Here is a 21,402-nt window from a genome sequence, read left to right on the forward strand (position 1 = left end):
ACGGCCACCCACACATCCGCAAAGGGCGAAGGTGCACTATCGAGTGCATACGACAGGCCGGCGCCCTCGTTTCAAGCGCGCTGCTGGGTGCGGCTGCGCACCGACAGCATCGACGATCGACCACACCATCCAATGACTTCACCCGCCGGAAAAGCGCACCATGGAAAGAAGTATCGTCAAGAACATCTTCATCAATTTTGCAGGCGCGATCGCGCCGACCTTCGTCTCGCTCGTCACCGTGCCCGCCTATATCCACCTGATGGGTGTCGAGCGCTATGGGGTCATCAATCTGGTGTGGACGCTCATCGGCTACTTCAGCGTGCTCGATCTCGGCACGAGTCTCGCCACTGAAAATCAGATCTCCAAGGCACGCGCCGCCGAAGACGATTCGATCGAGTGCATCTTCTGGAGCGCGTGGTTCATGAATCTCGGGACCGGCATCGTGGGCGGCCTGCTGGTGTATCTCGGCGCGTTTCTCTACATCACGCACGGCGTGAAGATCGAACCCGTTTTTCAGCGCGAAGTGATGGCGAGCCTGCCGTGGATCGCGGTGGCCGTGCCGATCGCGAACGTCTCGTGGGTCTTTGCCGGGGCCATTAACGGGGTGGAACGCTTCACCAGCTTCAACATCAACCAGACCCTGGGCACGGCGCTGTTCCAGTTGCTGCCGCTCGCGGCGATCTTCTGCTTCTCGCCCTCGCTCGCGGTGGTGATTCCGGCCGCGGTAGTGGCCCGCCTGATAGCCGGCGTGCTGCTTGGCGCAGCCGCGTTCCGCGCGATAGGCATTCGCCGCGTGCGGATGCCGCAATGGCGCGTGATGGCCGAACTCTTTCGCTATGGCCGCTGGATGCTGATGTTCTCGGGCGCCAGCATGATCGCGTCGACACTGGACCGGGTGCTGGTCGGCGCGCTGCTGGGCGCGCGCTTCGTCACCTACTACGCGACCCCGCAGAACCTCATCACGCGCCTTAACCTGCTGCCGATTGCGATGGTGCGCACGCTCTTCCCGCGCCTGTCAGCCGTCTCGCGCGCCGACGCCGACGCCCTTGCGCATAGCGCCCTCGCCTTTCTGAACGGCGCCTTCACGCCGTGCGTGATCGTCGCGCTGTTCGCGCTCAAGCCTTTTCTGACGCTATGGCTGGGGCCGGCGGTCGCGGCCGCAGCGCCGGTTGCCAGCGTGCTCGTGCTGGGCGTGTGGCTGGGTGGCCAGTCGGGCATTCTGGGCATTCTAATTCAGGCGCAGACCAATCCGGCCTATATCGCGAGCGTGAACTGGCTCGAACTGCCGGTGTTCGCCGGCGCGCTGTGGTGCGGGATTCACTGGTTCGGGATCATGGGCGCGGGCGTCGTCGTCGTGACGAAGTCGCTGTTCGACTATGCCGTGCTGCTATGGTTTGCGCGACTGCATGTCTGGTCCATCGTGCGCAATATGGTGGTCCATCTCGCGTTCCTGGTCGTCGCGCTGGTGCTCTCCGAATCGATCACCGCGTTGCCGACGCTCATCGCTGCGGCACTTGTCATGGCGGCGGCGAATCTGGGCATGTCGCTGCATGGGTCCAGCGAACTCAGGAGTGTCGTCTACAAACTCTGGACGCGCGTGACGCTGTCGGCGAGTTAGTCGAGCGGTTGCAGCGGGAGGTGAAACAGGGAGTTGAAGCGGGCCACGAATTGAACTGCACGCCAAAGGTTGAATCGGTGTCCAACTTTTGGGGTGCATTTCAAATGGCGATCCGCTTTTTCAAGGCTTGTGTAAGGCATCCGGCACCGCGAGCGTGGCCGTGGCGATACCAGGCACACTGCCGCTGCGCGTCGCAATGGTCGCAAAGCGGCGCGGCTGGCAACGTGCCAACGTACGTTCGTAAATCGACAGATAGCCGTTACTCACCCGCTGCACGCTGAACGTGTCGAGGTTTTGCGCCGCCCGCGCAGCCAGCGCCGCATGCGCAACGCGATCGGTCAGGAGTAGCCCGAGCGTCTCTGACAGCGTGACCGGGTCGTGAGCCGGCACCAGCAGACCGGCCTCGCCGTCATCCAGCATTTCGGGAATGCCGCCCACCCGGGTCGCCACGATCACGCGTCCCGTCTCGCGCGCCTCGCACAGCACCAGCCCGGCCGCTTCGTAGTGCGATGCCAGCGCAAACACGTCGGCCTGCGCGAGGTAAGCACGCGGGTCGGCAACAAAGCCTTCGAAGTGCGTCTGCCCGGCAATCCCGAGTTGCCCGGCGAGTGCTTCCATCGCGGCGCGGTCGGGACCATCGCCAACGAGATACAGCACCGCGTCCGGCACGCGCTTGCTCAGCAACGCGAAGGCGTGCAGCAAATCGCCGATGCCCTTGCGTTCATACATGCCCGACACCGTGACGACGCACGGATGCGCCAATTGCGGCGCCGCGGGAACCGGCATGCCGGCGAGGCGCGGCGTGCCGATCGTGCCGTTGCGCACCACGCTCAGGCGCGTCCTGGGTATACCTCGCCGCACCATCTCCACCCCTACGGCGTCGCTGACCGCCACCACGTGATCGCCGACGCGCATCAGCGTGGCGCTCCGCTGGAACGCGTTGTGCACTGTCGTGACGAGCACGAAACGCCGCCGCAGCGCGCTCAGGCGTGCAATCAGCGCGCCCGTCATCATGTGCGCGTGCACCACGTCGGGATCGACCTGCGCGACAAGGCGTCTGAAGCCCGCCACCATGCCCGGCACACGCGACGGCCTGGGCGACTGGGGAAGCAGCACGTGACGCACGCCGTGCCGCGCCAGCAGGTTTTCGAAGCCGCCGCCCGCCGACGCCACCGTGACGTCGTGGCCGGCGCGCGCCTGCAGGCAGGCAAGGTCGATCATCACGTTGACGATACCGTTGCCGACGCTTTGCGCGTGATTGGCGAGATGGATGATTTTCATGGAGTCTGCGCAACATCCGTTGAGTGAGGGGGCGCCGCGGCGAGCGGCGCCGTCTGTGGCGTGAAGCGATACATCAGCGCTTTGCCGTGTGCGTCTTCCTCGACCAGCACGAGGTACTCGCCCGACGCGAGACGATGAGCGGTCAGCGGCATCGGCACATCGATCCAGCCGCTCGTCGAACCGACTTCCTTGCCCGGTTCGAGCCGGCCGACATCGCGTCCGGTATCCCGGTCGTAGACGCGCACGATCGCGGTGCGGGTTTCGATGGCGAAAACGTAGTCGCCCGCCACCGCGAAGCCGCTGATCGACGACCAGTCGGGCGCGCCACGGTCGGGCAAGCCGATGATGTAGCGCAGCACCGGCTTGCCGCTCTTCCAGTGGTCATAACGCGCCAGTTGCGAGCCCGCGCTATTCCAGTTGTCCTGAACAAATGGATGCGCCGGTGTCGACCCGGAGATGAACATCGTGTCGTCAGCGGGGAAATAATTCAGGCGCGCGATGCGGTAGAACGGCGCGGGCGGCGGATACTGCCGCATCGCGGCGTAGCGGTAGATCGGATTGCCGACCCGGTCGAAACCCTCTAAAGGAAACAGGCGGATGCCCTGCGACTCCGTGCCCTGCCAGATATCGCCATGGCTATCGACCCACCACGCGCGCATCTGCGGCGCATCGGTGCTGCCGGCGTTCTGGTCGAACGCGCCGGCGGAGAAATCGCCCTTGCCGGTCGCGTCGCGCCAGATCCATTCGCCTTGAGCCGGCTGGTTGGGCGGCCACGCGCCGTCGATGTGCGACTGCGCGAACAGACCCGAAGGAATCGCCGTCTCTCGATCGGCTGTAAAGCGATAGATGCGCAGATACGACGAATACATGTCCGTCGTATAGAGCAGCCGATGTCCGTGGACATCGCGCACGAGCGGCATGCCGCGCTGGCCGCCGAGGTAGAGATGGAAATACGGATCATAGGGATAGCGGAAACGGTCGGCGGTGTAGCCGGCGTACGACCACTCCTCGCCGACCGGGCGTGTCAGGTCGAGTGTGAAGCGCTTGCTGCCGCTATAGACCGAGGGCGGCTCGCCATCGACGAACTGCGCCCCATCGACGAACAGCAGCCCTTGCAGACTGAAGCGCGGCGTACCGTCGGGCGCATAGCTCTCGATCAGCGCACCGTCGTAGGTACTCGGCCCCGTGCCGATGGGACGCCGTCCCGCACCGTTCATCGACACGTAGAGGTTGCCGGCCCGGTCCACGCCGACGCCGGTTAATCCATTGAAACGCCGCGGCCCCGGCGCACCGGCGCGGCCGGCATAAATGCCGCCCTCTTCCCCAAAACTCGCCGACAGGTGCATGCCCGCGCCCGGCTGCGCGGCGGTGGATGCCGCTGTGTCAGGACTCGCCGTGAAAACCAGGATCTGCTGGCGCACGCCGTTGTCGGCGATCAGCAGCCGTCCGCGGGTGTCGACCGTCAGATCCGCTGGCACCACGCCTGGCGGCAAGGCGAGCTCGCCCAGGCGCGCGCCATTGCGCGCACGATGGACCACGCGCTCGGCGCCTGCGGTGCGGCTGTTCTCGACGATCCACAGCGAACCGTCGGGCGCGAGCGCGAGACGGCCTGGTTCGTGCACCGGAAAACTGCCGACCGCCTGCATGGTTTGGGCGTCGAAGATCTGAACGCGGTTGTCACGCTGATTCGACACGAAGAGCCGCGCCTCGTCCGCGGCAAGCCCACGGATCGCGTAATCCTCTTTACTCGAGAAAGTCGAGACCAGCAGAAACGCCAGACGGTTGCCGCCCGGCCAACTCACCTGCCCGGCAAACGGCACGCCATCGCGGATATCGGCGCGGCTGCGGCGCGCCACGCCGGTCCACACTTCACCCTCGTGCGGCATGCGCCGGTGTTGCGCCATCTCGTTGCCAAGACTGACGACGGTTTGCGCGACGAACACGTACTCGTCGTTCACGGCGATCGCGTCGCCGCCCATCATGCCCCAGCCGTGCGACTCGCCGCCGTAGCGAACCAGTTGACCGTTACGGTACTGGCCGATCTCACCGCCGCCTTCGTCCCACGGTGCGTTCGTGAAGACTTCGCCATCAGGCGTGACAGCAAGCGCCTGCACGTCGATCTGCACCCAGCGATGATCCGCGTAGCCCCAGGTATTGCCGATCCACGAAGTGCGGTACGACAGCGACGGATGCGCGGCGGCGGCGCGTACTTCGTCGGCGGGCTTGCTAGCGGAAGCCACGAAGTTTGCACCCGGCGCGGCCCCGGTTGTCTGCGCCGGCCCCAGTGTCGTGCCGCCCCCCGGGCCACTTGCCGCGATCAGCACGAGCACCGGCAACGCCAGCGCGGCGGCGCATACGAGCCGTTCGAAAGTTTTGCGTGTGATGCGTCGCATGATCTTTTACGCGTCAGAACGCGTCGATCGCTTCGCGGTAAATCCGCGCGACCTGCGCGGCGACCACCGGCCGGTCGAAATGGCGGCGGGCATAGGTGCGGCATGCCTGCGAGTCCGGCATCACGCGCCGGCCAAGCAGAACATCGGCAATACCTTCGCCGATCGCCTTGAATCCGCCCGAGGACAGCACCAGCTCAGCCGATAACGGCGCGACCGCTTCCGGCAGACCGCCCACCGGCGTCACCAGAACCGGCGTGCCGGCGGCGAGCGATTCGATTGTTGTGAGCCCGAAGCCCTCGAGCGACACGGTCGGCACTACCGTCAAATCCGCGGCGCGATACCAGAGCGGCACCTTGTCGTCGGGCACGTAGCCGGCGAGCCGCACGTGACGCTCGAGCCCGCGCGCGGCGATGCGCGCCTGCAACTCCGCCTCCAGCGGCCCTTTGCCGGCGATCGTCAGGAGTACGTCGGGAAGCATCGGCTTGACGATGGCCATCGCATCGATCAGGTCCTCGAGTCCCATGCGCGAGACGAGGCGCCGCATGCAGAACAGCAGCGGCCGGTCCATCGGCAAACCGAGACGCTCACGCGCCTGCCGCTGCGTCACGCGGGTATCGAATTGCCCGACGTCGACGCAACCGGGCACGATCCGGATGCGCGCTTCATCCACGCCGTAGGTCTCGCGCAGAATCTTCCCGAACGCCTGCGACAGCACGATGTGACGCGTGCCGCCCTGGTACACGAAGCGCTCGAGCGCAACCCGCATCGCACGCGACCAGCCGCCACCGCCGCCCGGGTACGACTCGGCCGCCCAGGGTCCATGAAAATGCACGACCTTCGGCACGTGTCTGAACAGGCCCGCGGTCGGCGCCGCGTAGAGCGCGAAATGCGTGGCGACGACGTCGGGCATCTTCGCCGCCCGCAGCGCGCGCGACTGCCTGCGCGAGCCCCACAGGCGCGTGCCGAGCGGCGCCTCTACGCCGGCGAAGGCCAGCACACTGCCACCCGACGCATTGAACACCCCGGGGCTGCCCGCCACCAGCCCACGGACATTGACGCCCTGCTCCGGCAACGTATCGATCAGCGCCTTGAACATGCGATCGAGGCCACCCGGCCGCTCGTTGAACCAGTGCATGCCGATCTGCAGCGAATCGATTGGCGCGCTCATAGGTCCACCGATGCAGTCGCACAGCCGGCCGGCAACGATTGCGCAGCGCGCCGCGCATGCACCTGCTCATAGAGCGACAAATAGCGCTCCGCCATGGCCTGCCAACTCAAGGTTCTGGCGACTTCACGCGCCGCCTGCCCCAACCGGTGGGCGTATTCGCGATCGCTCGCGAGGTGTTCGATCGCTGCGGCAAGCGCGGTCGCATCGTTGGGATCGTCGAGCACGATGCCGCTTCTGGCCGTAATCACTTCGGCGCCGCCCGCGGTCCGCACGGTAATGACCGGCAATCCCGCGGCCAGCGCTTCGAGCAGCACCAGTCCCATCGGTTCATAACGCGAGGGGAACACGAACGCATCGACCGAACGCATCAACGCGGGCATGTCCATCACCATGTCCGTGAAGTGGACCCGTTCCGTCAACCCGAGCGACGCCACCAGCGCCGGATACGGACTATTGTGCAGAATCCCCGCGACTGCCAGATGCACGTCGGCCGAGGTGTGCACGAGTGCGTGCAGCACCGTGTCGAGATTCTTGCGCGACATGCGCAGGTCGCCTGCGAACAGCAGCATGAACGGTGCCGTCGGCAAACCGAAGCGGGCCCGCTCAGACGGACCCGGTGCGAATTCGTCGACGTCGACGCCGTTATAAATCACTTGCAGGCGCGCCCGGCCGATGCCCAGCGCGCGGACCTCGGCGGCGACCGCATGCGACACCGGCACGACGACCTCCGCATGCCGGAAAGCCCATGTTTCGCAGCCGATATTCAGTAACGTGTAGATCACCTGATACGCATCGTAGAAGCTTCGCCACAGGCGGAACGGGTAAAAACCACAGCGATACCAGCCGTCATGAACGAAATGCGCCGCATTGACATCGGCGCGCGCCCACGCGATAAAGCCGTTCACGTGAATCACATCGAAGTCCTGACGATGTGCGCGGATCCACGCGCCGCAACGCCACGCGAACATCTGGTACTGAGCCAGTTTGGTCGGCAGCCGGCTTTCTGCGATCTGCACGAAACGCACGCGCGGGTGCTGCACCAGCTCAGGCGCCGCCCCGGTGGCGAGCAGCGTCACCGAATGACCGGCCGCGAGCGCGGCCAGCACGATCTCGTAGTTGACGCGTCCCTGCCCATCGTTTTTGCGCACGACATGGGTGACAATCAAAATCCGCATCCTGTTGTCCTTCATCTGCCTGTCTTTTTTTTAGAATCGCGCCGGAGCCGCAGCGACCGCACCGTGGCGTTCACGTGCATAGCGCAGCGAAATCACCGGCAGGGTCACGCCGAGAAAGAAAAACATCCCCGACACCGCGGTCAGCGTGTTGATGAACACCATCATCGAGAAAATCGCCACCGCTACGCCGACGCCCGAGACCGCCAGCAGGTCGGTCGGATGCTGGCGGCTCGCGCGATACGCGCGCCACAGCAGCATGACGATGCCGGTGGTGTAAAGCAGCGTGCCCGGCCACCCCATCACGAAGGGCACCTCCATCAGACCGCTGTCGAAATTGAGCCTCGCCTGCGACGCCGTGTCGTCGGACAGCTTGCTGCCGAGGCCGGTCGTACCGAGCCCCTGGCCGGCGATATCGGTGAGCGCCGACGACATGAATGACTTGTAGAACTCCGCGCGCGCCTGGTAGCTGTCGTCCTTGCCGAGGTCCTGAATCGTGCTCAAGCGCTGCAGCACCGGCTCCGCGACCTGATCGATCATCATCAGCGGCGCAGCCACCACGGCCAGTCCGAGCACGCCGGCCATCAGCCGCCTACGGCTCTTGCCGTCGAGCATGACGAACGAGTACACCAGCGCGATCGCAAAGCCGCCCCATGTGCTGCGCGCACTGGTAAGCAGCAACACGGGAACCCCGACGCAGCCGAGCACGATGCGCGCTTTACCCCGCGCGGCCAGCGACATCAGCAGGATCGTCATGAGCGTCACCGCGAAGGGGCCGCATGAATTCATCGTGCTGCTCACGCGCATGCCGAACGGCACCGGCTGCCCCTCGGACAGCATCTTCGAGGAGATCAGCCAGAACGCATCCCACGGCATCGGCGAAACGAACTCGAGCAGGCCGTACAGGCTCATCAGGAGTCCGCCATAAATGAAGGTCTTCAGCAGAACCCGGTGATAGTCCGGGTAGTGGCGCCACGTCACGGTGAGGTAAAACGCCACCATCACGGGATACAGCCAGTTGATCAGCGTAAAGGTCGCCGCCGCCGGACCGACCTGCGCCATGCCGACGACAAAGGCATAGAGCAACGCGATCACGATCAGCACCAGCGGCGCCGCGCGGCGTTGCCCAAGCAACGAAACATGCTTGAGCAAGGTCAGGCCGGTGAGTGAGACAGCGAGCAACGTCGCCACCATGATCGGGCTTTGCTGATTGAACGAACCGTTGACGAAGTCCGCGAGGCGCCGCACTTCGGGCGTCAGAAAGAACAGCCAGCAGACGAAGCCGATGTAATGCGCGGGCGAACGCCAATACAACACCAACGCCACGCCGAACGCGCCGAGCGGAAAGAAATATTCGACCAGCCTGCCCTGATGCAGGAGGATCAGGCCCAAGGTCATGGCAAACAGGAGTACCGGCAAGCTCAGCGGATGACGCAAGCCTTTGCGTCGCGGGCGCGCTGCCGGCGCGCGAGGCGTGGCCCGCTCAGGCACAAACGCCTCACCAGGCAGCGCACGCGGTTTACCCGGCGATGTCGATAGTCCAACCTGGGTGGAAGGCGTGATCAGTGTTCGCACCATTACAGGAGCTCAAACGTATTGACGAGCGCCACGCCGTCACGCTCGCGGCGGCGCGTCCCGAAGAGCGGCTGGCTGCCGCGCACCTGGCGCGTCAAGCCGATGAACGCCACGCCATGTTCGAGGTACGGCCCTTCTGTCTTGCGAAAGCCGAATTGCTCGTAGAAGTCGCGCAAACCGAGCGGCGCGCTCACCCGCGCGGCGTGTCCCGGCCAACGCTCGGCGATCGCCTGCAATACCCGTTCGAGCAACACTTCGGCGGTGCCGTCGCCGCGCCGCAGCGGGCTCGTCAGCACCTTGTCGATGGTGATTTCCGGATCTTCGGCGTCGCCGGGTTGCAGGCGTGCGTAGGCCAGGATCGGCATCGGCCGCGCCATATCCTCAACCGCGAAGACATGGAGCGCGTTCTCGTCGCGACCGTCGGCGTCAAGAAAGACGTGCGATTGCTCGACCACGAAGACCGCGCTGCGCGCCCGCAAGATCAGATACAGCTCGCGTGCCGAAAGCTGCTCGAATTCCAGCGTTTTCCAGTTCATCACGTTCCCCAGCGGTAAATAAGTTCAGCGAGCACGGCATCGCACGCCGCCTCCGACGGCCTGGCTCGATACGCCGACCTGTTGTCATGGCTACAAGGTACGTCCCCGAAACGCGTGTTTCCGTGCGGCATCGCACCGACGCAGGCCTTTGACAATTCTTAAATACGAGGCGTTAGAACATGGTGTAGCTGGAAGCCGCCAAAGCGGCCCTCAGGGCACCGTGCAAGCGCGGCGAAGACGCGCGCCTGCGCCACGCGCTGCAATAAACACCAAAAGCGAAGAAGTCTGTTCGTTTTACGTCAGCAACATTCGAGAGACCGTTGACCAACAAGGGGGCACCTCAACATGAAAACCGCACTGCGACGCATCCTTTCCGAATCGGCCCGTCTCGACGTCGCGCCGGACACCCTGGCCGACGACGCCGATCTGTACGCCGCCGGCCTGTCCTCGCTCGCCACCGTGCATCTGATGCTGGCTATCGAAGATGAATTCGGCATCGAGATTCCGGATCGCATGCTGACGCGCCGGCTGTTCTCCAGCATCGATTCGATGGCCGCCGCGGTCACCGAGCTCCAACAGGCGAAGGCGGCGGCATGAACGCCCCGCTGCTGGACACGGCAGCGGTACCGGCGCCGCTCGCCGACTCCGCTGCGGCACAGCCCGCCGGCGCCAGCGTCGTGCTGAGCGCGGTGGAAACCGAACCGGGCTGGCGCGCCGCGGCGCAGCGCTGCGCCGCCGTGGCTGCGCAGTTCGCCGATCCGGTAGACCGCGAAGCGCGCTTTCCCCACGAAGCATTCGAGGCGCTCAAGCGCGAACGCTTGTTGTCGGCGATGGTGCCGGCCGCGTGCGGCGGCGCCGGGCTCTCGCTCGCGGATGTCGCTGCGATCTGCGAAACGCTTGCGCAAGGCTGCGCTTCCACTGCGATGGTGTATGCAATGCATCAGATCCAGGTGGCCTGCATCGAGGCGTATGGCAGCGAGTCGGCATGGCACCGGCAGTTGCTCGCACAACTGGTTGAACATCAATGGCTGCTGGCTTCGGCGACCTCCGAAGAAACCATCGGCGGCAACATGCGCACCAGTGCCTGCTCGGTCGAACTCGACGGCGAGCCCGGCCAGCAGCGCTTTCGCATCGAAAAACTCGCGCCGACGATCTCGTACGGCGCGCACGCCGACGGCATCCTGGTCACCGCGCGCCGCACCGCCGAGTCGGCCGCGGCCGACCAGGTGCTGATCGTGGCGTTACGTGAAGAAACGCTGTTGGAAAAACGCGGCGGCTGGGATTCGATGGGCATGCGCGGCACCTGCAGCGAGGGCTTCCGGCTCGTCGCCACGGGTCTCGCCGAGCAGATCCTGCCGACACCGTTCGCCGATATCGCGGATCAGACCATGCTGCCGGTGTCGCACACGCTGTGGGCTTCGGTATGGACGGGCGTCGCCAGCGACGCGGTGAATCGCGCGAAAGCCTTCTTTCGCGCGCAGGCCCGCTCGAAACCCGGCTCGATTCCGCCGGCCGGCCTGCGCCTCGCCGAAGCGGTCGGCCTGCTGCAGATGATGCAGGCGCGCCTGTCGGTCGCGCTCGAAGCCGCGCGCACCGCCCACCACGCGAAACACGGCGGCTGCCAGGCCGACGCGCCGCTCTCGGCGATGCTCGGCTTTGCTTCCGACATGAACACGCTGAAGACCAGCATCTCGACCACCGCACTGCAAGTCGTGCAGGAAGTGCTGATGATCTGCGGCATGGCGGGCTACAAGAACGGCACCGAATACAGCGTCGGGCGGCATCTGCGCGACCTCTACTCCGCGCCGCTGATGATCAATAACGACCGTATCGCGCAGAACACGGCGAGCCTGTTGCTCGCGCAACGCCCTGCCGCCCCGGGGAGAGCCTGACATGAACACGATGACCGATACCGCCGCGCTCGCCGCTGCCGCTCCGGAATCCACGGCGCCGACTTTCCGCGACGAGCTGCTGGCCGCGGGCCTCTTGATCGATACCGGCGAAAACGGCCTGTACGGTCGCAGCCAGGTTTTCGAAGACGTGGTGGACCGTCTGAACGTGGCGATCACGCATCTCGGCGCGGACCAGCAGCCCGAAGTGCTGCGCTTTCCGCCCGCCATGCGCCGCACCGATTTCGAAGACAGCGAATATCTGAAGAGCTTTCCGAACCTCGCCGGCACGATCCACTCGTTCTGCGGCAACGACATGGGCCACCAGCGCCTGTTGCGCGCACTCGACGACGCGATGACAGAGCGCGACGACGAACGCAGCGAAGAATGGATGGCGCAGCAAAAACCGACCCGCGTGGTACTTACGCCGGCCGCCTGCTATCCGATCTATCCGGTGATGGCGCGGCGCGGCCCGCTGCCCGCAGACGGCCGCACCATCGACGTGCTGTCGTATTGCTTCCGCCACGAACCCTCGCTCGATCCCGGCCGCATGCAGATGTTCCGGCAGCGCGAATACGTGCGCCTCGGCAACGCCGAACAGGTAATGGCATTCCGGCAGATGTGGGTCGAACGCGGCTCGCTGCTGATTACGCTGCTGCAACTGCCGGTGGAAGTGGATCTCGCAAACGATCCGTTCTTCGGCCGCGGCGGTAAGATCGTCGCCGATAGCCAGCGTGCCCAGGCGCTCAAGTTCGAGCTGCTGATTCCGGTGGCCGACCCGCGCGGCAAGACCGCGTGCCTCTCGTTCAACTATCACATGGACCACTTCGGCGCGATCTGGAAGATCGAGTGCGAAGACGGCACGGTGGCGCACACGGGTTGCGTCGGCTTCGGCATGGAACGCATCACGCTGGCGCTATTCCGTCATCATGGGCTCGACGTCAACGCGTGGCCCGACGACGTGCGCGCGCTGCTGTGGGGCGACACCGAGGCACGCGTGGCGCAGGGCATGCAGTCGGCGTCCACGGTGGCTGAACAGGGTGCCGGAGATAGCGCATGAATCCATCCCTGATCCCCGTGCCGAAGGGCATGCCGTCCGCCTTTGCGGTGCCCCGCCGGCTCGACCTGCCGGCTCAGGGCGGCGCGGCCGCGCCCGCCACGCCGCTGCGCCAGCACGCACCGCACGCGCTGCATCAAGGCGAGCGCGTCTGGCAGGAGACCAACTGCTACGTCGACCTGTGGATCGAACTGCTGCACGGCTTCGGGCTCGATCCGCGCGCGGCGTTCGGCTTTACCGTCACGCAGGACTTCGAAGGCGATCAGTTCACCTTCTTCAAATTTCCACTCGAAGACCTCGAGCGGCTGTACGGCACCCAGGTGCAGGAACTGGCGATCTACGACTCGCTCGAAGCCCGCGTGCTCGCGCAGACCTTGCGCGGCCATACCGTGCTGGTGGAAGTGGACGGCTATTACCTGCCGAATACGCGCGCCACGTCATATCGGCGCGAGCATCCGAAAACCACGGTGGGGATCGACTTTATCGATCCCCCGTCACGCCGTCTCGGCTATTTCCACAACACCGGCTATCACCTGCTCGACGGCGAAGACTACGACGGCGTGTTCCGCAAGCTGCCGCAATTCGCGCAGCAGCCCGATCTGTTGTTTCCGTATGTTGAATTCGCCAAGCAGGCGCGGCCCGCGCTGGAAGGCACCGCGCTCGCCGAAGCCTCGGCGGAATTGTTGTGCGCGCATCTGAACCGGCGGCCGCTGACCAATCCGATCTCGCAGTGGCGCGCCGCGTTTCCCGCGCATCTCGATACGCTGCTCGAACGCGGCGAGGCGTTCTTTCACCCCTACTCGTTCAACCTGATGCGGCAGCTCGGCGCGAACTTCGAATTTCTCTCGAAGTATCTGTTGTGGCTCTCCGCGCAAGGCTTCGACATGCCGGCGGCGATCCCGGAGGCGGCGCAGCGTATCGCGTCGGAGTCGATGGTGATGCAGTTCAGGCTCGTGCGAGCGATCACGCGCGGACGCCGCGATTCGTGTGAAGACTGCTTCGACGTGCTCGAAAGCGCCTATGAAAAGACGCTGCCGCCACTCGCCGCGCTTGTGCTGTAACGAGCTCGTTTCGAGCTTCAGGAAATCGCCGTGGATGTGCTGACGAATGACCGGGTACCGGATGCAGGCGGCTCGCTTCCGGTGACCTTTGCCAAGACGCCGGAGGCGGCCGAAGTTGATGACGCTGCCGGCGCTATCACGGCGGTTGCCTCACCCCATGACCTCTGGCCACAGCCACTCGACACAGGCTGGCAGTGCGTCAGCACGCCGGCCGGCGCATGTGCCTCCCCCTCCGACTTGCCCGCGCAGGGCTGGCTCGCCGCGCAAGTACCCGGTACGGTGGCAAGCGCGCGCCGTGCCGCGGGCCTGCTGGACACCGCGAATCCACCGCCGCTTGCCTTCGACGATCACTGGTACCGGCTCACGCTGACAGGCACAGGCAAACGCCGCCTGCGCCTGCACGGCCTCGCCACGCTCGCCGAAGTCTGGCTCGACGGCATCAGGCTTATCGAGTCGGATTCGATGTTCGTCGCGCACGATCTCGACATCGAACTGCACGGCAGTGCGACACTCGCGCTGTGCTTTCGCTCGCTGACCCCGGCGCTGGCGGCCAAACGCTCACGTGCCCGCTGGCGGCCACGGCTCGCCACGCCACCCACCTTGCGCAACGTGCGCACCACCCTGCTCGGTCATATGCCGGGATGGTGTCCATCGGTGCAGGCAGTTGGCCCATGGCGGCCGATTGAAATGTTGAGCGACGCGCCGCACGCATTCGACACGATTGATCTGACAAACCGCCTCGAAGACGACGACGGCGTTGTTTCGCTTACGCTACATTTCGTGCATCCGCATGACGTCGACACGTGCACCGCAACGTTAAATTGCGGCGGTTGTGTTTCGTCTTTGCAATGGAACGATGCATATACACTGACCGGAAGCGTGCGTGTGCCGCATGCCGAACGCTGGTGGCCCCACACGCACGGCGAGCCCACTCTATATCCTCTGACGTTGCAGCTTGATGACGAACACGCGATATCCCAGTCATTGGGATTCATCGGCTTTCGCAGCATCGAAGTGGATCGCGGCGCGGACGGTACGGGCTTCGCATTGCGCGTAAATGACACACCGGTGTTCTGCCGTGGCGCCTGCTGGACCAGCGCGGATCTCGTCACGTTGACCGGCACCGAGGCACAACTGCGCCACACTTTCGCGCTCGCTCGCGATGCCGGCATGAACATGCTGCGGGTAGGCGGCACGATGGTGTACGAGTCCGACGCGTTCTACGCACTGGCTGACGAATACGGCCTCCTCGTCTGGCAAGACTTCGCGCTGGCGAATTTCGACTACCCGACCGATGCCGCCTTCGGTGCTTCCATCGAGCGCGAAGCGACGCAATTTCTGACCCGCACAAGGCGCTTCGCATCGCTCGCGGTGTTGTGCGGCGGCAGTGAAGTCGACCAGCAGGCGGCCATGTTCGGCCTGCCCGCTTCAATGCGCGCGCAACCACTTTTTACCGAACAGCTACCCGCCATCGCCGCGCGCGAGCGCGCAGACGTACCGTATGTGAGCAACTCGCCCTCGGGCGGCGCGTGGCCGTTTTCGACTAACGAGGGCATCACGCATTACTACGGAGTCGGCGCCTATCAACGCCCACTCGACGACGTGCGCCGCGCGCAGGTCCGTTTCGCCGCCGAATGCCTCGCCTTCGCCAACGCGCCGGACGACGCCACCTTGCACGACGCGCTGGGCACGATTCATCTGCACGATCCGCGCTGGAAAAGAGCCGTGCCGCGCGACCCCGGCGCCGGCTGGGACTTCGACGACGTGCGCGACCACTATCTTCAGACGCTCTACGGCATCGAGCCGGCACAGTTGCGGTACGAAGACCCTGAGCGCTACCTGGATCTGTCGCGCGCGGTGGTCGCCGACCTGATGGGCGACGTATTCGCCGAATGGCGGCGCGCCGGCTCGGCGTGCGGCGGCGCGCTGGTCTGGCAGCTTCAGGATCTGCAGCCGGGCGCAGGCTGGGGCTTGATCGACGCCACAGGACGGCCTAAAAGCGCCCTGCACGGCCTCGCGCGGACGCTGCAACCCATCCAGGTGGTCATGACCGACGAAGGCCTCAACGGCCTCGATATCCATCTGCTGAACGAACGTGCCGAGCCGTTGCACGCTCAACTTGAGCTGGTCTGCCTGCGCGACGGCAGCGTCAAGGTCGCGTCGGCCAGCCGCGCGGTCGAACTGGCGCCGCACAGCGCGCAGCGTATCGGCGCGGCCGGGCACCTCGGCCAGTTCTTCGATTTCACGCACGCATACCGCTTCGGGCCGCGCGCCCACGACGTCACGATTGCAACACTGCGCGATCCGGCGAGCGGCAAGATCGTGTCAGAAGCGGTTCATCTGCCAGAGCGGCGCGCCCGCGAACGACACGACCTCGGTCTGACGGTCCGCGCCGAGCGTACCGCCGACGGCTGGCAGTTGATTATCGAAGCGAAGCGCTTTGCACGCTTCGTTCATATCATTGACACGCATTACCGCGCCGCGCACGACTGGTTCCATCTGCCGCCGAACCGCCCCTGCGCCGTACCGCTCATCCCCGTTGAGAAACTCGTTGCGCACGCATCTAACGCGGCGTTTAAAGCTGATGCAACATGCGCGGCGCCCGCCGGCGAAGTCCGCGCGATCAATGCGATATCCGCCACCATCTACGGATGAATGTCGCCCCTGAACTAGCTATCCCTTCGCAAGGCGCGTAAAACCTCGCGCTGCGCGAATCCACCTGTCTGGTCTGCGGAGTCACTGTTGGTTTTTTTGCGACTTTCCGGTCTTCAAAAAAGGCGTTGCGTACGCCACCGTACGCAATGCATGGAACACATCTGAATCAAATCCGGCACAACCCGGACGGCCCCCGATAACGCACACACAAAGGCTGGTTCATCCGTGAGACAGCCCCCGCATAGGGATGCTCATCAGCCGCTAACCCAATCCGATCAAGGGCTTGACTCGAATAAAAATACCCCTCACCGGGGGCGCGCATTAAGCAGGCGTTGTACAGAATTGAAACAAAAAGCCACTTTTGGCTTCCCGCGCTGCTCGGGCTTTGTTCGCTGCGCCGCACCAGCACTCGTTTTCCCTAGGGTTGGCACGCTCCTCGCTAAAGAAAGAGCGCAACACCGCGTCGCCGTGACGAGATCGACAAGAACGGCGGTGGCGCACCAGGCCAAAACGGGGCCGTTCCTGTTCATCCTCGCTGCTCGCCAAGCGGCACGTCGTTCATTCAAGGATGCAGGCATCGGATCAAAAACACGAGGTTGCGTTGTGCGCGGCTTCAGCGAGGACCGATCATGTTGACACTTCAATCAGACCTGCACGGCAACCATTTGCTCGGCGCATTGCCGTCCCACGAATGGCAAGCACTTGCCCCTCATCTCGAACTGGTTCATCTGCGCACCGAGCAACTGCTGTGCGACTCAGGTCAACGGATCCATCACGTCTACTTCCCGACCACCGCGATCATCTCGATGCTCTCGACGATGGAAGACGGTAGTTCGGTCGAAATCGCCGCGGTCGGCCGCGAAGGCATGACCGGCGTGCCGGTGCTCACGGGCGGCGAAACCATGCCGAACCGCGTGCAGGTGCAATGCGCCGGCTTCGCCTACCGGATGAACGCACAGGCGCTCAAGCAGCAATTCGCACGCTCCGACTTCCTGCGCCGCCTGATGCTGCTCTACATGCACGCCCTGCTCACGCAGGTCGCGCAGACCGCCGCCTGCAATCGCCACCACGCGTTGAACAAGCAACTGTGCCGCTGGCTGCTGATTGAAGTGGATCGCGTGGCGTCGAACGATCTGACGGTCACCCAGCAACTGATCGCCGACATGCTCGGCGTGCGCCGCGAAGGCATCACCGAAGCGGCCGGCAAGTTGCACGACGAAGGCCTGATTCATCACAGCCGCGGCCACATCAAGATACTCGATCGCAAGGGTCTCGAAGCGCGCGCCTGCGAATGCTACGGCCTCGTCAAGCGGGAATTCGACCGCCTGCTGCCGCGTCTTCGCCAGGCCGAGACCGTCGAATAAGCAGTCAACTCAAGGCTGCATCGTTCGATTACAGGGTAGATCATTATGTTCAGGAATACTGCGCGATGTCTCGACGCACTCTTTGTGATTGCGGGCGGGCTGCTCGCTCACGGGATGCGCTTTTCGACGCCGATTGCGTTGTCGGACACCGAGCGTCTCCTGATCGCCTTTAACTGCGTGCTCGTGCTGTTGATGTTTCCCGGTTTCGGCGTCTATGAAACGTGGCGTGGCAAGGCACTGCCCTCCATGCTGCTGAGAGTCGCCGCCGCATGGCTGGTGGTGGTCGCCACCGCCCTTGTTCTGGCGTTCACGCTGCACCGCATGGATGCGCTTTCGCGCCTGTGGTTCGGTTACTCGACGCTGATCTCCGGCGCGCTGATCATCGCCACCAAGTGCCTCGTGCATGTGGCCCTGCGCAGCGTGCGCCGGCGCGGCATGAATTTCCGCACGGTCGCGATCGTCGGTGCGCCCGGCTTCTCGCGCACCTTGCTCGCGCATCTCGACCATGCGCCGCAAGCCGGCTTCAAGCCGGTCTGCGTCTTCGACACCAGCATCGAAGCGGCCGGCACCTATGGCGCGCGGCTCAGCCGCCTGCCGGTGCTGACCGATCTGAATGCGTTCGCCGCCAAGGTGCGCGACGAACACGTGAACGAAGTGTGGCTCGCGTTGCCGCTTTCGGAAGAACATACGATCTATCGCTTCACGCGCCTCTTCAGGCATGACTTCGTGAATCTGCGCTTCATACCCGATGTGCGCAGCCTCTCGCTGTTCAACCACGCGCTGGTCGACGTCGTCGGTTTACCGACGCTCAATCTGAGCGCCACGCCCATCCCGTCGCCGCAGATGTGGCCCAAGCTGATCTTCGACCGCCTGTTCGCGGCGGCCGCGCTGCTCGCGCTCGCGCCCGTGTTCATCGCACTCGCGATCGGCATCAAGCTGAGCTCGCCCGGGCCGGTGTTCTTCCGCCAGACCCGTAAAGGCGTGGACGGCCATCCGTTCGCGATCTACAAGTTCCGTTCGATGACCGTGCACCACGAAGCCCACGGCCAGGTCACGCAGGCCGCGCGCAACGACGCGCGCATCACGAAACTCGGCGGCTTCATGCGCCGCACCAGTCTCGACGAACTGCCGCAATTCCTGAACGTGCTGCTCGGCCAGATGTCGGTGGTCGGTCCGCGTCCGCATGCGGTCGAGCACGACGATCTCTACAAGGATCAGGTGTACGGCTATATGAACCGCTACCGGATCAAGCCGGGCATCACCGGCTGGGCGCAGGTGAACGGGTATCGCGGCGCCACCACCAAGGTCGAAAAGATGGAAACGCGCGTCAAATTCGATCTCTTCTACATCCACAACTGGTCGTTCTGGTTCGACATGAAGATCGTGTTCATCACGATTTTCAAGGGGTTCGTCGGCCGCAACGCATTCTGATCATGCCACTCCGGAAACCGTCCCTGAAAGTCTCCGTGATCGTGCCGACGTACCGGCGCACCGCCGATCTCGCGCGCTGCCTCGCGGCGCTCGATGCACAGGAGCGCCGCGCCGACGAAGTGATCGTGATCGCACGCCACGACGATTACGCGACGCTCGACTGGCTGCGCACGCGCGAAGCGAACCGGCCCGACCCGCGCCGCTGGATCGTGCTGGTGCACAAGCCGGGCGTGGTCGCCGCCTACAACCTCGGCATCGACAGCGCCAGTGGCGACGTGCTTTGCTTCACCGACGACGATGCCGCGCCGCATTCCGACTGGATCACGCGGATCGTCCGCGCGTTCGAAAGCGATCCGGCACTCGGCGGCCTCGGCGGACGCGACATCGTGCATGAACGCAATGGCATTCTGCAGGGGCAGAAGCTGCGCGTGGGCATCGTGCGCTGGTATGGCCGGACCATCGGCAATCACCATATCGGCCACGGCTCGGCACGCGAAGTCCAGGTGCTCAAGGGCGTCAACATGGCGTTTCGCCGCGAGGCGATCGGCACGCTGCGCTTCGACGCCCGCTTGCGCGGCACCGGCGCGCAGGTTCACTGCGAGATGGCATTCAGTCTGGACGTAGAGCGGCGCGGCTGGACCCTGATTTACGACCCGACGCTGCTGGTGGAGCACTTCCCGGCCCAGCGCAGCGACGAAGACCAGCGCTTCACATTTAACGACGCCGCTTTCTATAACGCGTCATTCAATCTCCGACTCATCATGTGCGAATACCTGACGCCTCCCGGCCGATGGGCGTTCGTCGTTTACTCGACGCTGATCGGCGATCGCGCGGACCCGGGGTTCCTGCGCGCATTGTCGTTGGCATTCGAGCGCGGCGGCGTGGCACTCGCGCTTCGCAAATGGAGAGTTGGTTTACGCGCAATGCGCGGGGCATGGCAGGAGGCGGCGCGCTGACCGAACAGTGCGCGGCTTCACGCGAGGGACCACCAAAATGACTATCAGAACGATTGCCGCAGGGCTCGCGGCCACATCTCTATGCGCCTGTGCGCTGGCGCCAGGACCCTATCTGGACACCAACCGGCTGGAGCCGCCCGCTCCGCCGGAGCAGACCGCCGCGAAGTTTCCGGTGCACACGATCGACGTCGGCTATTTTCGCCAGCAACGCGCGGCCGCGGTACCGGCCGCCTGCCCGTTGTCGTGCCTGACGCCGCAGACGCGCGGTGCTTACGACTACCGGCTCGGCATCGGCGACCAGTTGAGCATCATCGTCTGGGATCATCCGGAACTGACCGGCGGCACACTGGGCGGCGTGCCGCCGCTGCCGGGCGTCGGCAACGGCGCAACACCAACGCCCGGACCCACGCAGACGCAAGGCGCGACACCGATCGCGCCGACGCTGACAGGCGGCGGCGAAGGCGGACTGACCGTGCGCGTCGCCAACAACGGCACGATCTTTTTCCCGCGCGTGGGCCGCGTCAAGGTGCTCGGCATGACCGCGCAGCAGGTTCAGGAATCGCTGACGAGGGGCCTCGCGAAGACGATTCGCAATCCTCAGCTCGATGTGCGCGTGTCGGGTTTCAACAGTCAGTCGGTGCAGGTGACCGGCAATCTGCGCACGCCCGCCTCCGAAGCGATCACCGATACGCCGCTGACCGTGCTCGACGCGATCAATCGCGCAGGCGGCGCATTGCCCGATGCGGATCTGCAGAACGTGGGCGTGACCCGCAGCGGCAAGCGCTATACGGTCGACGTCGCCTCGCTGCTCGAAACCGGCGATCCGCAACAGAACGTGCTGCTGAAGGACGGCGACATCATCGACGTGCCGGACCGCTCGAACAGCCGCGTCTTCGTGCTCGGCGAAGTGAACAAGCCGACCTCGCTGCCGATGAACCGCGGCCGCCTGACGCTCGCCGATGCGCTGACCGGCGCCGGCAGCCTCGACGTCAAGACCGGCGACCCGCGCTTCGTCTACGTGCTGCGCGGCGCCGACAAGACGCTCACGCCCGACGTCTATCAGCTCGACATGACCCAGGTCGACGCGTTGATGCTGATGACCAAGTTCGAACTCCAGCCGAAAGATGTGGTGTACGTGCAGGTCTCGAGCGCAGCACGCTTTAACCGCGCACTCGAACAGATCACGCCGACTCTGCAGTCCATCTTCTACACGGTGCAGTTGGGCCGGTGAACAACGCTCGCAACG

The 21,402-nt window shown here is 64.8% G+C and carries 16 protein-coding genes; 10 read left to right on the forward strand and 6 right to left on the reverse strand.

What is annotated here, in order from left to right; all coding sequences use genetic code 11:
* Positions 1 to 160: 160 nt before the first annotated feature.
* A complete protein-coding gene (locus M0D64_RS13125; protein ID WP_266257995.1) occupies positions 161 to 1,618 on the forward strand; it encodes an oligosaccharide flippase family protein in 1,458 nt (485 codons plus the stop codon).
* A 120-nt stretch (positions 1,619 to 1,738) separates the two neighbouring features.
* Here M0D64_RS13125 and M0D64_RS13130 read toward each other — a convergent pair whose 3' ends face one another.
* Genes M0D64_RS13130 through M0D64_RS13155 form a run of 6 tightly spaced genes read right to left on the reverse strand, consistent with a single transcriptional unit; the run spans position 1,739 to position 9,743 of the window.
* The gene (locus tag M0D64_RS13130) at positions 1,739 to 2,899 is read right to left on the reverse strand and encodes a glycosyltransferase (RefSeq protein WP_154561363.1); all 1,161 of its coding nucleotides are present in this window, start codon (positions 2,897 to 2,899) and stop codon (positions 1,739 to 1,741) included.
* The gene (locus M0D64_RS13135) at positions 2,896 to 5,292 is read right to left on the reverse strand and encodes a hypothetical protein (RefSeq protein WP_266257996.1); all 2,397 of its coding nucleotides are present in this window, start codon (positions 5,290 to 5,292) and stop codon (positions 2,896 to 2,898) included. Before M0D64_RS13135 ends, M0D64_RS13130 begins: the two co-directional genes overlap by 4 nt.
* Positions 5,293 to 5,305: 13 nt before the next feature.
* Positions 5,306 to 6,460 carry a glycosyltransferase family 4 protein gene (locus tag M0D64_RS13140; RefSeq protein WP_154561367.1) on the reverse strand — a complete coding sequence of 385 codons (1,155 nt, stop codon included), beginning with the start codon at positions 6,458 to 6,460 and terminating at the stop codon, positions 5,306 to 5,308.
* Positions 6,457 to 7,635, reverse strand: a complete 1,179-nt coding sequence (locus M0D64_RS13145) for a glycosyltransferase family 4 protein (protein ID WP_266257997.1) — start codon at positions 7,633 to 7,635, stop codon at positions 6,457 to 6,459. Before M0D64_RS13145 ends, M0D64_RS13140 begins: the two co-directional genes overlap by 4 nt.
* A gap of 30 nt (positions 7,636 to 7,665) precedes the next feature.
* Entirely contained in the window at positions 7,666 to 9,210 is a 1,545-nt protein-coding gene (locus M0D64_RS13150; protein ID WP_266257998.1) for an O-antigen ligase, read from the reverse strand.
* The gene (locus M0D64_RS13155; RefSeq protein ID WP_266257999.1) at positions 9,210 to 9,743 is read right to left on the reverse strand and encodes a GNAT family N-acetyltransferase; all 534 of its coding nucleotides are present in this window, start codon (positions 9,741 to 9,743) and stop codon (positions 9,210 to 9,212) included. The genes M0D64_RS13150 and M0D64_RS13155 overlap by 1 nt, the downstream gene beginning before the upstream one ends.
* 345 nt (positions 9,744 to 10,088) lie before the next feature.
* On the opposite strand from M0D64_RS13155, the gene M0D64_RS13160 reads away from it, so the two are divergent.
* From M0D64_RS13160 to M0D64_RS13200, 9 genes are all read left to right on the forward strand, one after another.
* Positions 10,089 to 10,340 carry an acyl carrier protein gene (locus tag M0D64_RS13160; RefSeq protein WP_266258000.1) on the forward strand — a complete coding sequence of 84 codons (252 nt, stop codon included), beginning with the start codon at positions 10,089 to 10,091 and terminating at the stop codon, positions 10,338 to 10,340.
* Complete coding sequence (locus tag M0D64_RS13165; RefSeq protein WP_266258001.1) at positions 10,337 to 11,635, forward strand: acyl-CoA dehydrogenase family protein; 1,299 nt, start codon at positions 10,337 to 10,339, stop codon at positions 11,633 to 11,635. Before M0D64_RS13160 ends, M0D64_RS13165 begins: the two co-directional genes overlap by 4 nt.
* 1 nt (position 11,636) lies before the next feature.
* A complete protein-coding gene (locus tag M0D64_RS13170) occupies positions 11,637 to 12,692 on the forward strand; it encodes an amino acid--[acyl-carrier-protein] ligase (RefSeq protein ID WP_266258002.1) in 1,056 nt (351 codons plus the stop codon).
* Entirely contained in the window at positions 12,689 to 13,750 is a 1,062-nt protein-coding gene (locus M0D64_RS13175) for a DUF1839 family protein (RefSeq protein WP_266258003.1), read from the forward strand. The genes M0D64_RS13170 and M0D64_RS13175 overlap by 4 nt, the downstream gene beginning before the upstream one ends.
* Before the next feature lie 135 nt (positions 13,751 to 13,885).
* Positions 13,886 to 16,405, forward strand: a complete 2,520-nt coding sequence (locus tag M0D64_RS13180; protein ID WP_266258149.1) for a glycoside hydrolase family 2 protein — start codon at positions 13,886 to 13,888, stop codon at positions 16,403 to 16,405.
* 629 nt (positions 16,406 to 17,034) lie between these two features.
* Positions 17,035 to 17,769 (forward strand): Crp/Fnr family transcriptional regulator, encoded by a 735-nt coding sequence (locus M0D64_RS13185; protein ID WP_154561383.1) that lies wholly within the window; start codon positions 17,035 to 17,037, stop codon positions 17,767 to 17,769.
* A 45-nt stretch (positions 17,770 to 17,814) separates the two neighbouring features.
* Complete coding sequence (locus M0D64_RS13190) at positions 17,815 to 19,200, forward strand: undecaprenyl-phosphate glucose phosphotransferase (protein WP_266258004.1); 1,386 nt, start codon at positions 17,815 to 17,817, stop codon at positions 19,198 to 19,200.
* Between the two features lie 2 nt (positions 19,201 to 19,202).
* Positions 19,203 to 20,156 (forward strand): glycosyltransferase family 2 protein, encoded by a 954-nt coding sequence (locus M0D64_RS13195; protein WP_266258005.1) that lies wholly within the window; start codon positions 19,203 to 19,205, stop codon positions 20,154 to 20,156.
* Between the two features lie 37 nt (positions 20,157 to 20,193).
* Positions 20,194 to 21,387 (forward strand): polysaccharide biosynthesis/export family protein, encoded by a 1,194-nt coding sequence (locus M0D64_RS13200; RefSeq protein WP_266258006.1) that lies wholly within the window; start codon positions 20,194 to 20,196, stop codon positions 21,385 to 21,387.
* The last annotated feature ends 15 nt before the right edge of the window (positions 21,388 to 21,402 follow it).

Source organism: Paraburkholderia sp. WS6, assembly GCF_030464835.1.
Classification (GTDB): Bacteria; Pseudomonadota; Gammaproteobacteria; order Burkholderiales; family Burkholderiaceae; genus Paraburkholderia; species Paraburkholderia madseniana.

Coding starts and splice junctions, on each gene's coding strand:
- M0D64_RS13165 (WP_266258001.1), top strand. CDS start 10,337: ATGAACGCCCCGCTGCTGGACACGGCAGCGGTACCGGCGCCGCTCGCC.
- M0D64_RS13125 (WP_266257995.1), top strand. CDS start 161: ATGGAAAGAAGTATCGTCAAGAACATCTTCATCAATTTTGCAGGCGCG.
- M0D64_RS13160 (WP_266258000.1), top strand. CDS start 10,089: ATGAAAACCGCACTGCGACGCATCCTTTCCGAATCGGCCCGTCTCGAC.
- M0D64_RS13150 (WP_266257998.1), bottom strand. CDS start 9,210: ATGGTGCGAACACTGATCACGCCTTCCACCCAGGTTGGACTATCGACA.
- M0D64_RS13200 (WP_266258006.1), top strand. CDS start 20,194: ATGACTATCAGAACGATTGCCGCAGGGCTCGCGGCCACATCTCTATGC.
- M0D64_RS13190 (WP_266258004.1), top strand. CDS start 17,815: ATGTTCAGGAATACTGCGCGATGTCTCGACGCACTCTTTGTGATTGCG.
- M0D64_RS13170 (WP_266258002.1), top strand. CDS start 11,637: ATGAACACGATGACCGATACCGCCGCGCTCGCCGCTGCCGCTCCGGAA.
- M0D64_RS13175 (WP_266258003.1), top strand. CDS start 12,689: ATGAATCCATCCCTGATCCCCGTGCCGAAGGGCATGCCGTCCGCCTTT.
- M0D64_RS13135 (WP_266257996.1), bottom strand. CDS start 5,292: ATGCGACGCATCACACGCAAAACTTTCGAACGGCTCGTATGCGCCGCC.
- M0D64_RS13155 (WP_266257999.1), bottom strand. CDS start 9,743: ATGAACTGGAAAACGCTGGAATTCGAGCAGCTTTCGGCACGCGAGCTG.
- M0D64_RS13140 (WP_154561367.1), bottom strand. CDS start 6,460: ATGAGCGCGCCAATCGATTCGCTGCAGATCGGCATGCACTGGTTCAAC.
- M0D64_RS13185 (WP_154561383.1), top strand. CDS start 17,035: ATGTTGACACTTCAATCAGACCTGCACGGCAACCATTTGCTCGGCGCA.
- M0D64_RS13130 (WP_154561363.1), bottom strand. CDS start 2,899: ATGAAAATCATCCATCTCGCCAATCACGCGCAAAGCGTCGGCAACGGT.
- M0D64_RS13195 (WP_266258005.1), top strand. CDS start 19,203: ATGCCACTCCGGAAACCGTCCCTGAAAGTCTCCGTGATCGTGCCGACG.
- M0D64_RS13145 (WP_266257997.1), bottom strand. CDS start 7,635: ATGCGGATTTTGATTGTCACCCATGTCGTGCGCAAAAACGATGGGCAG.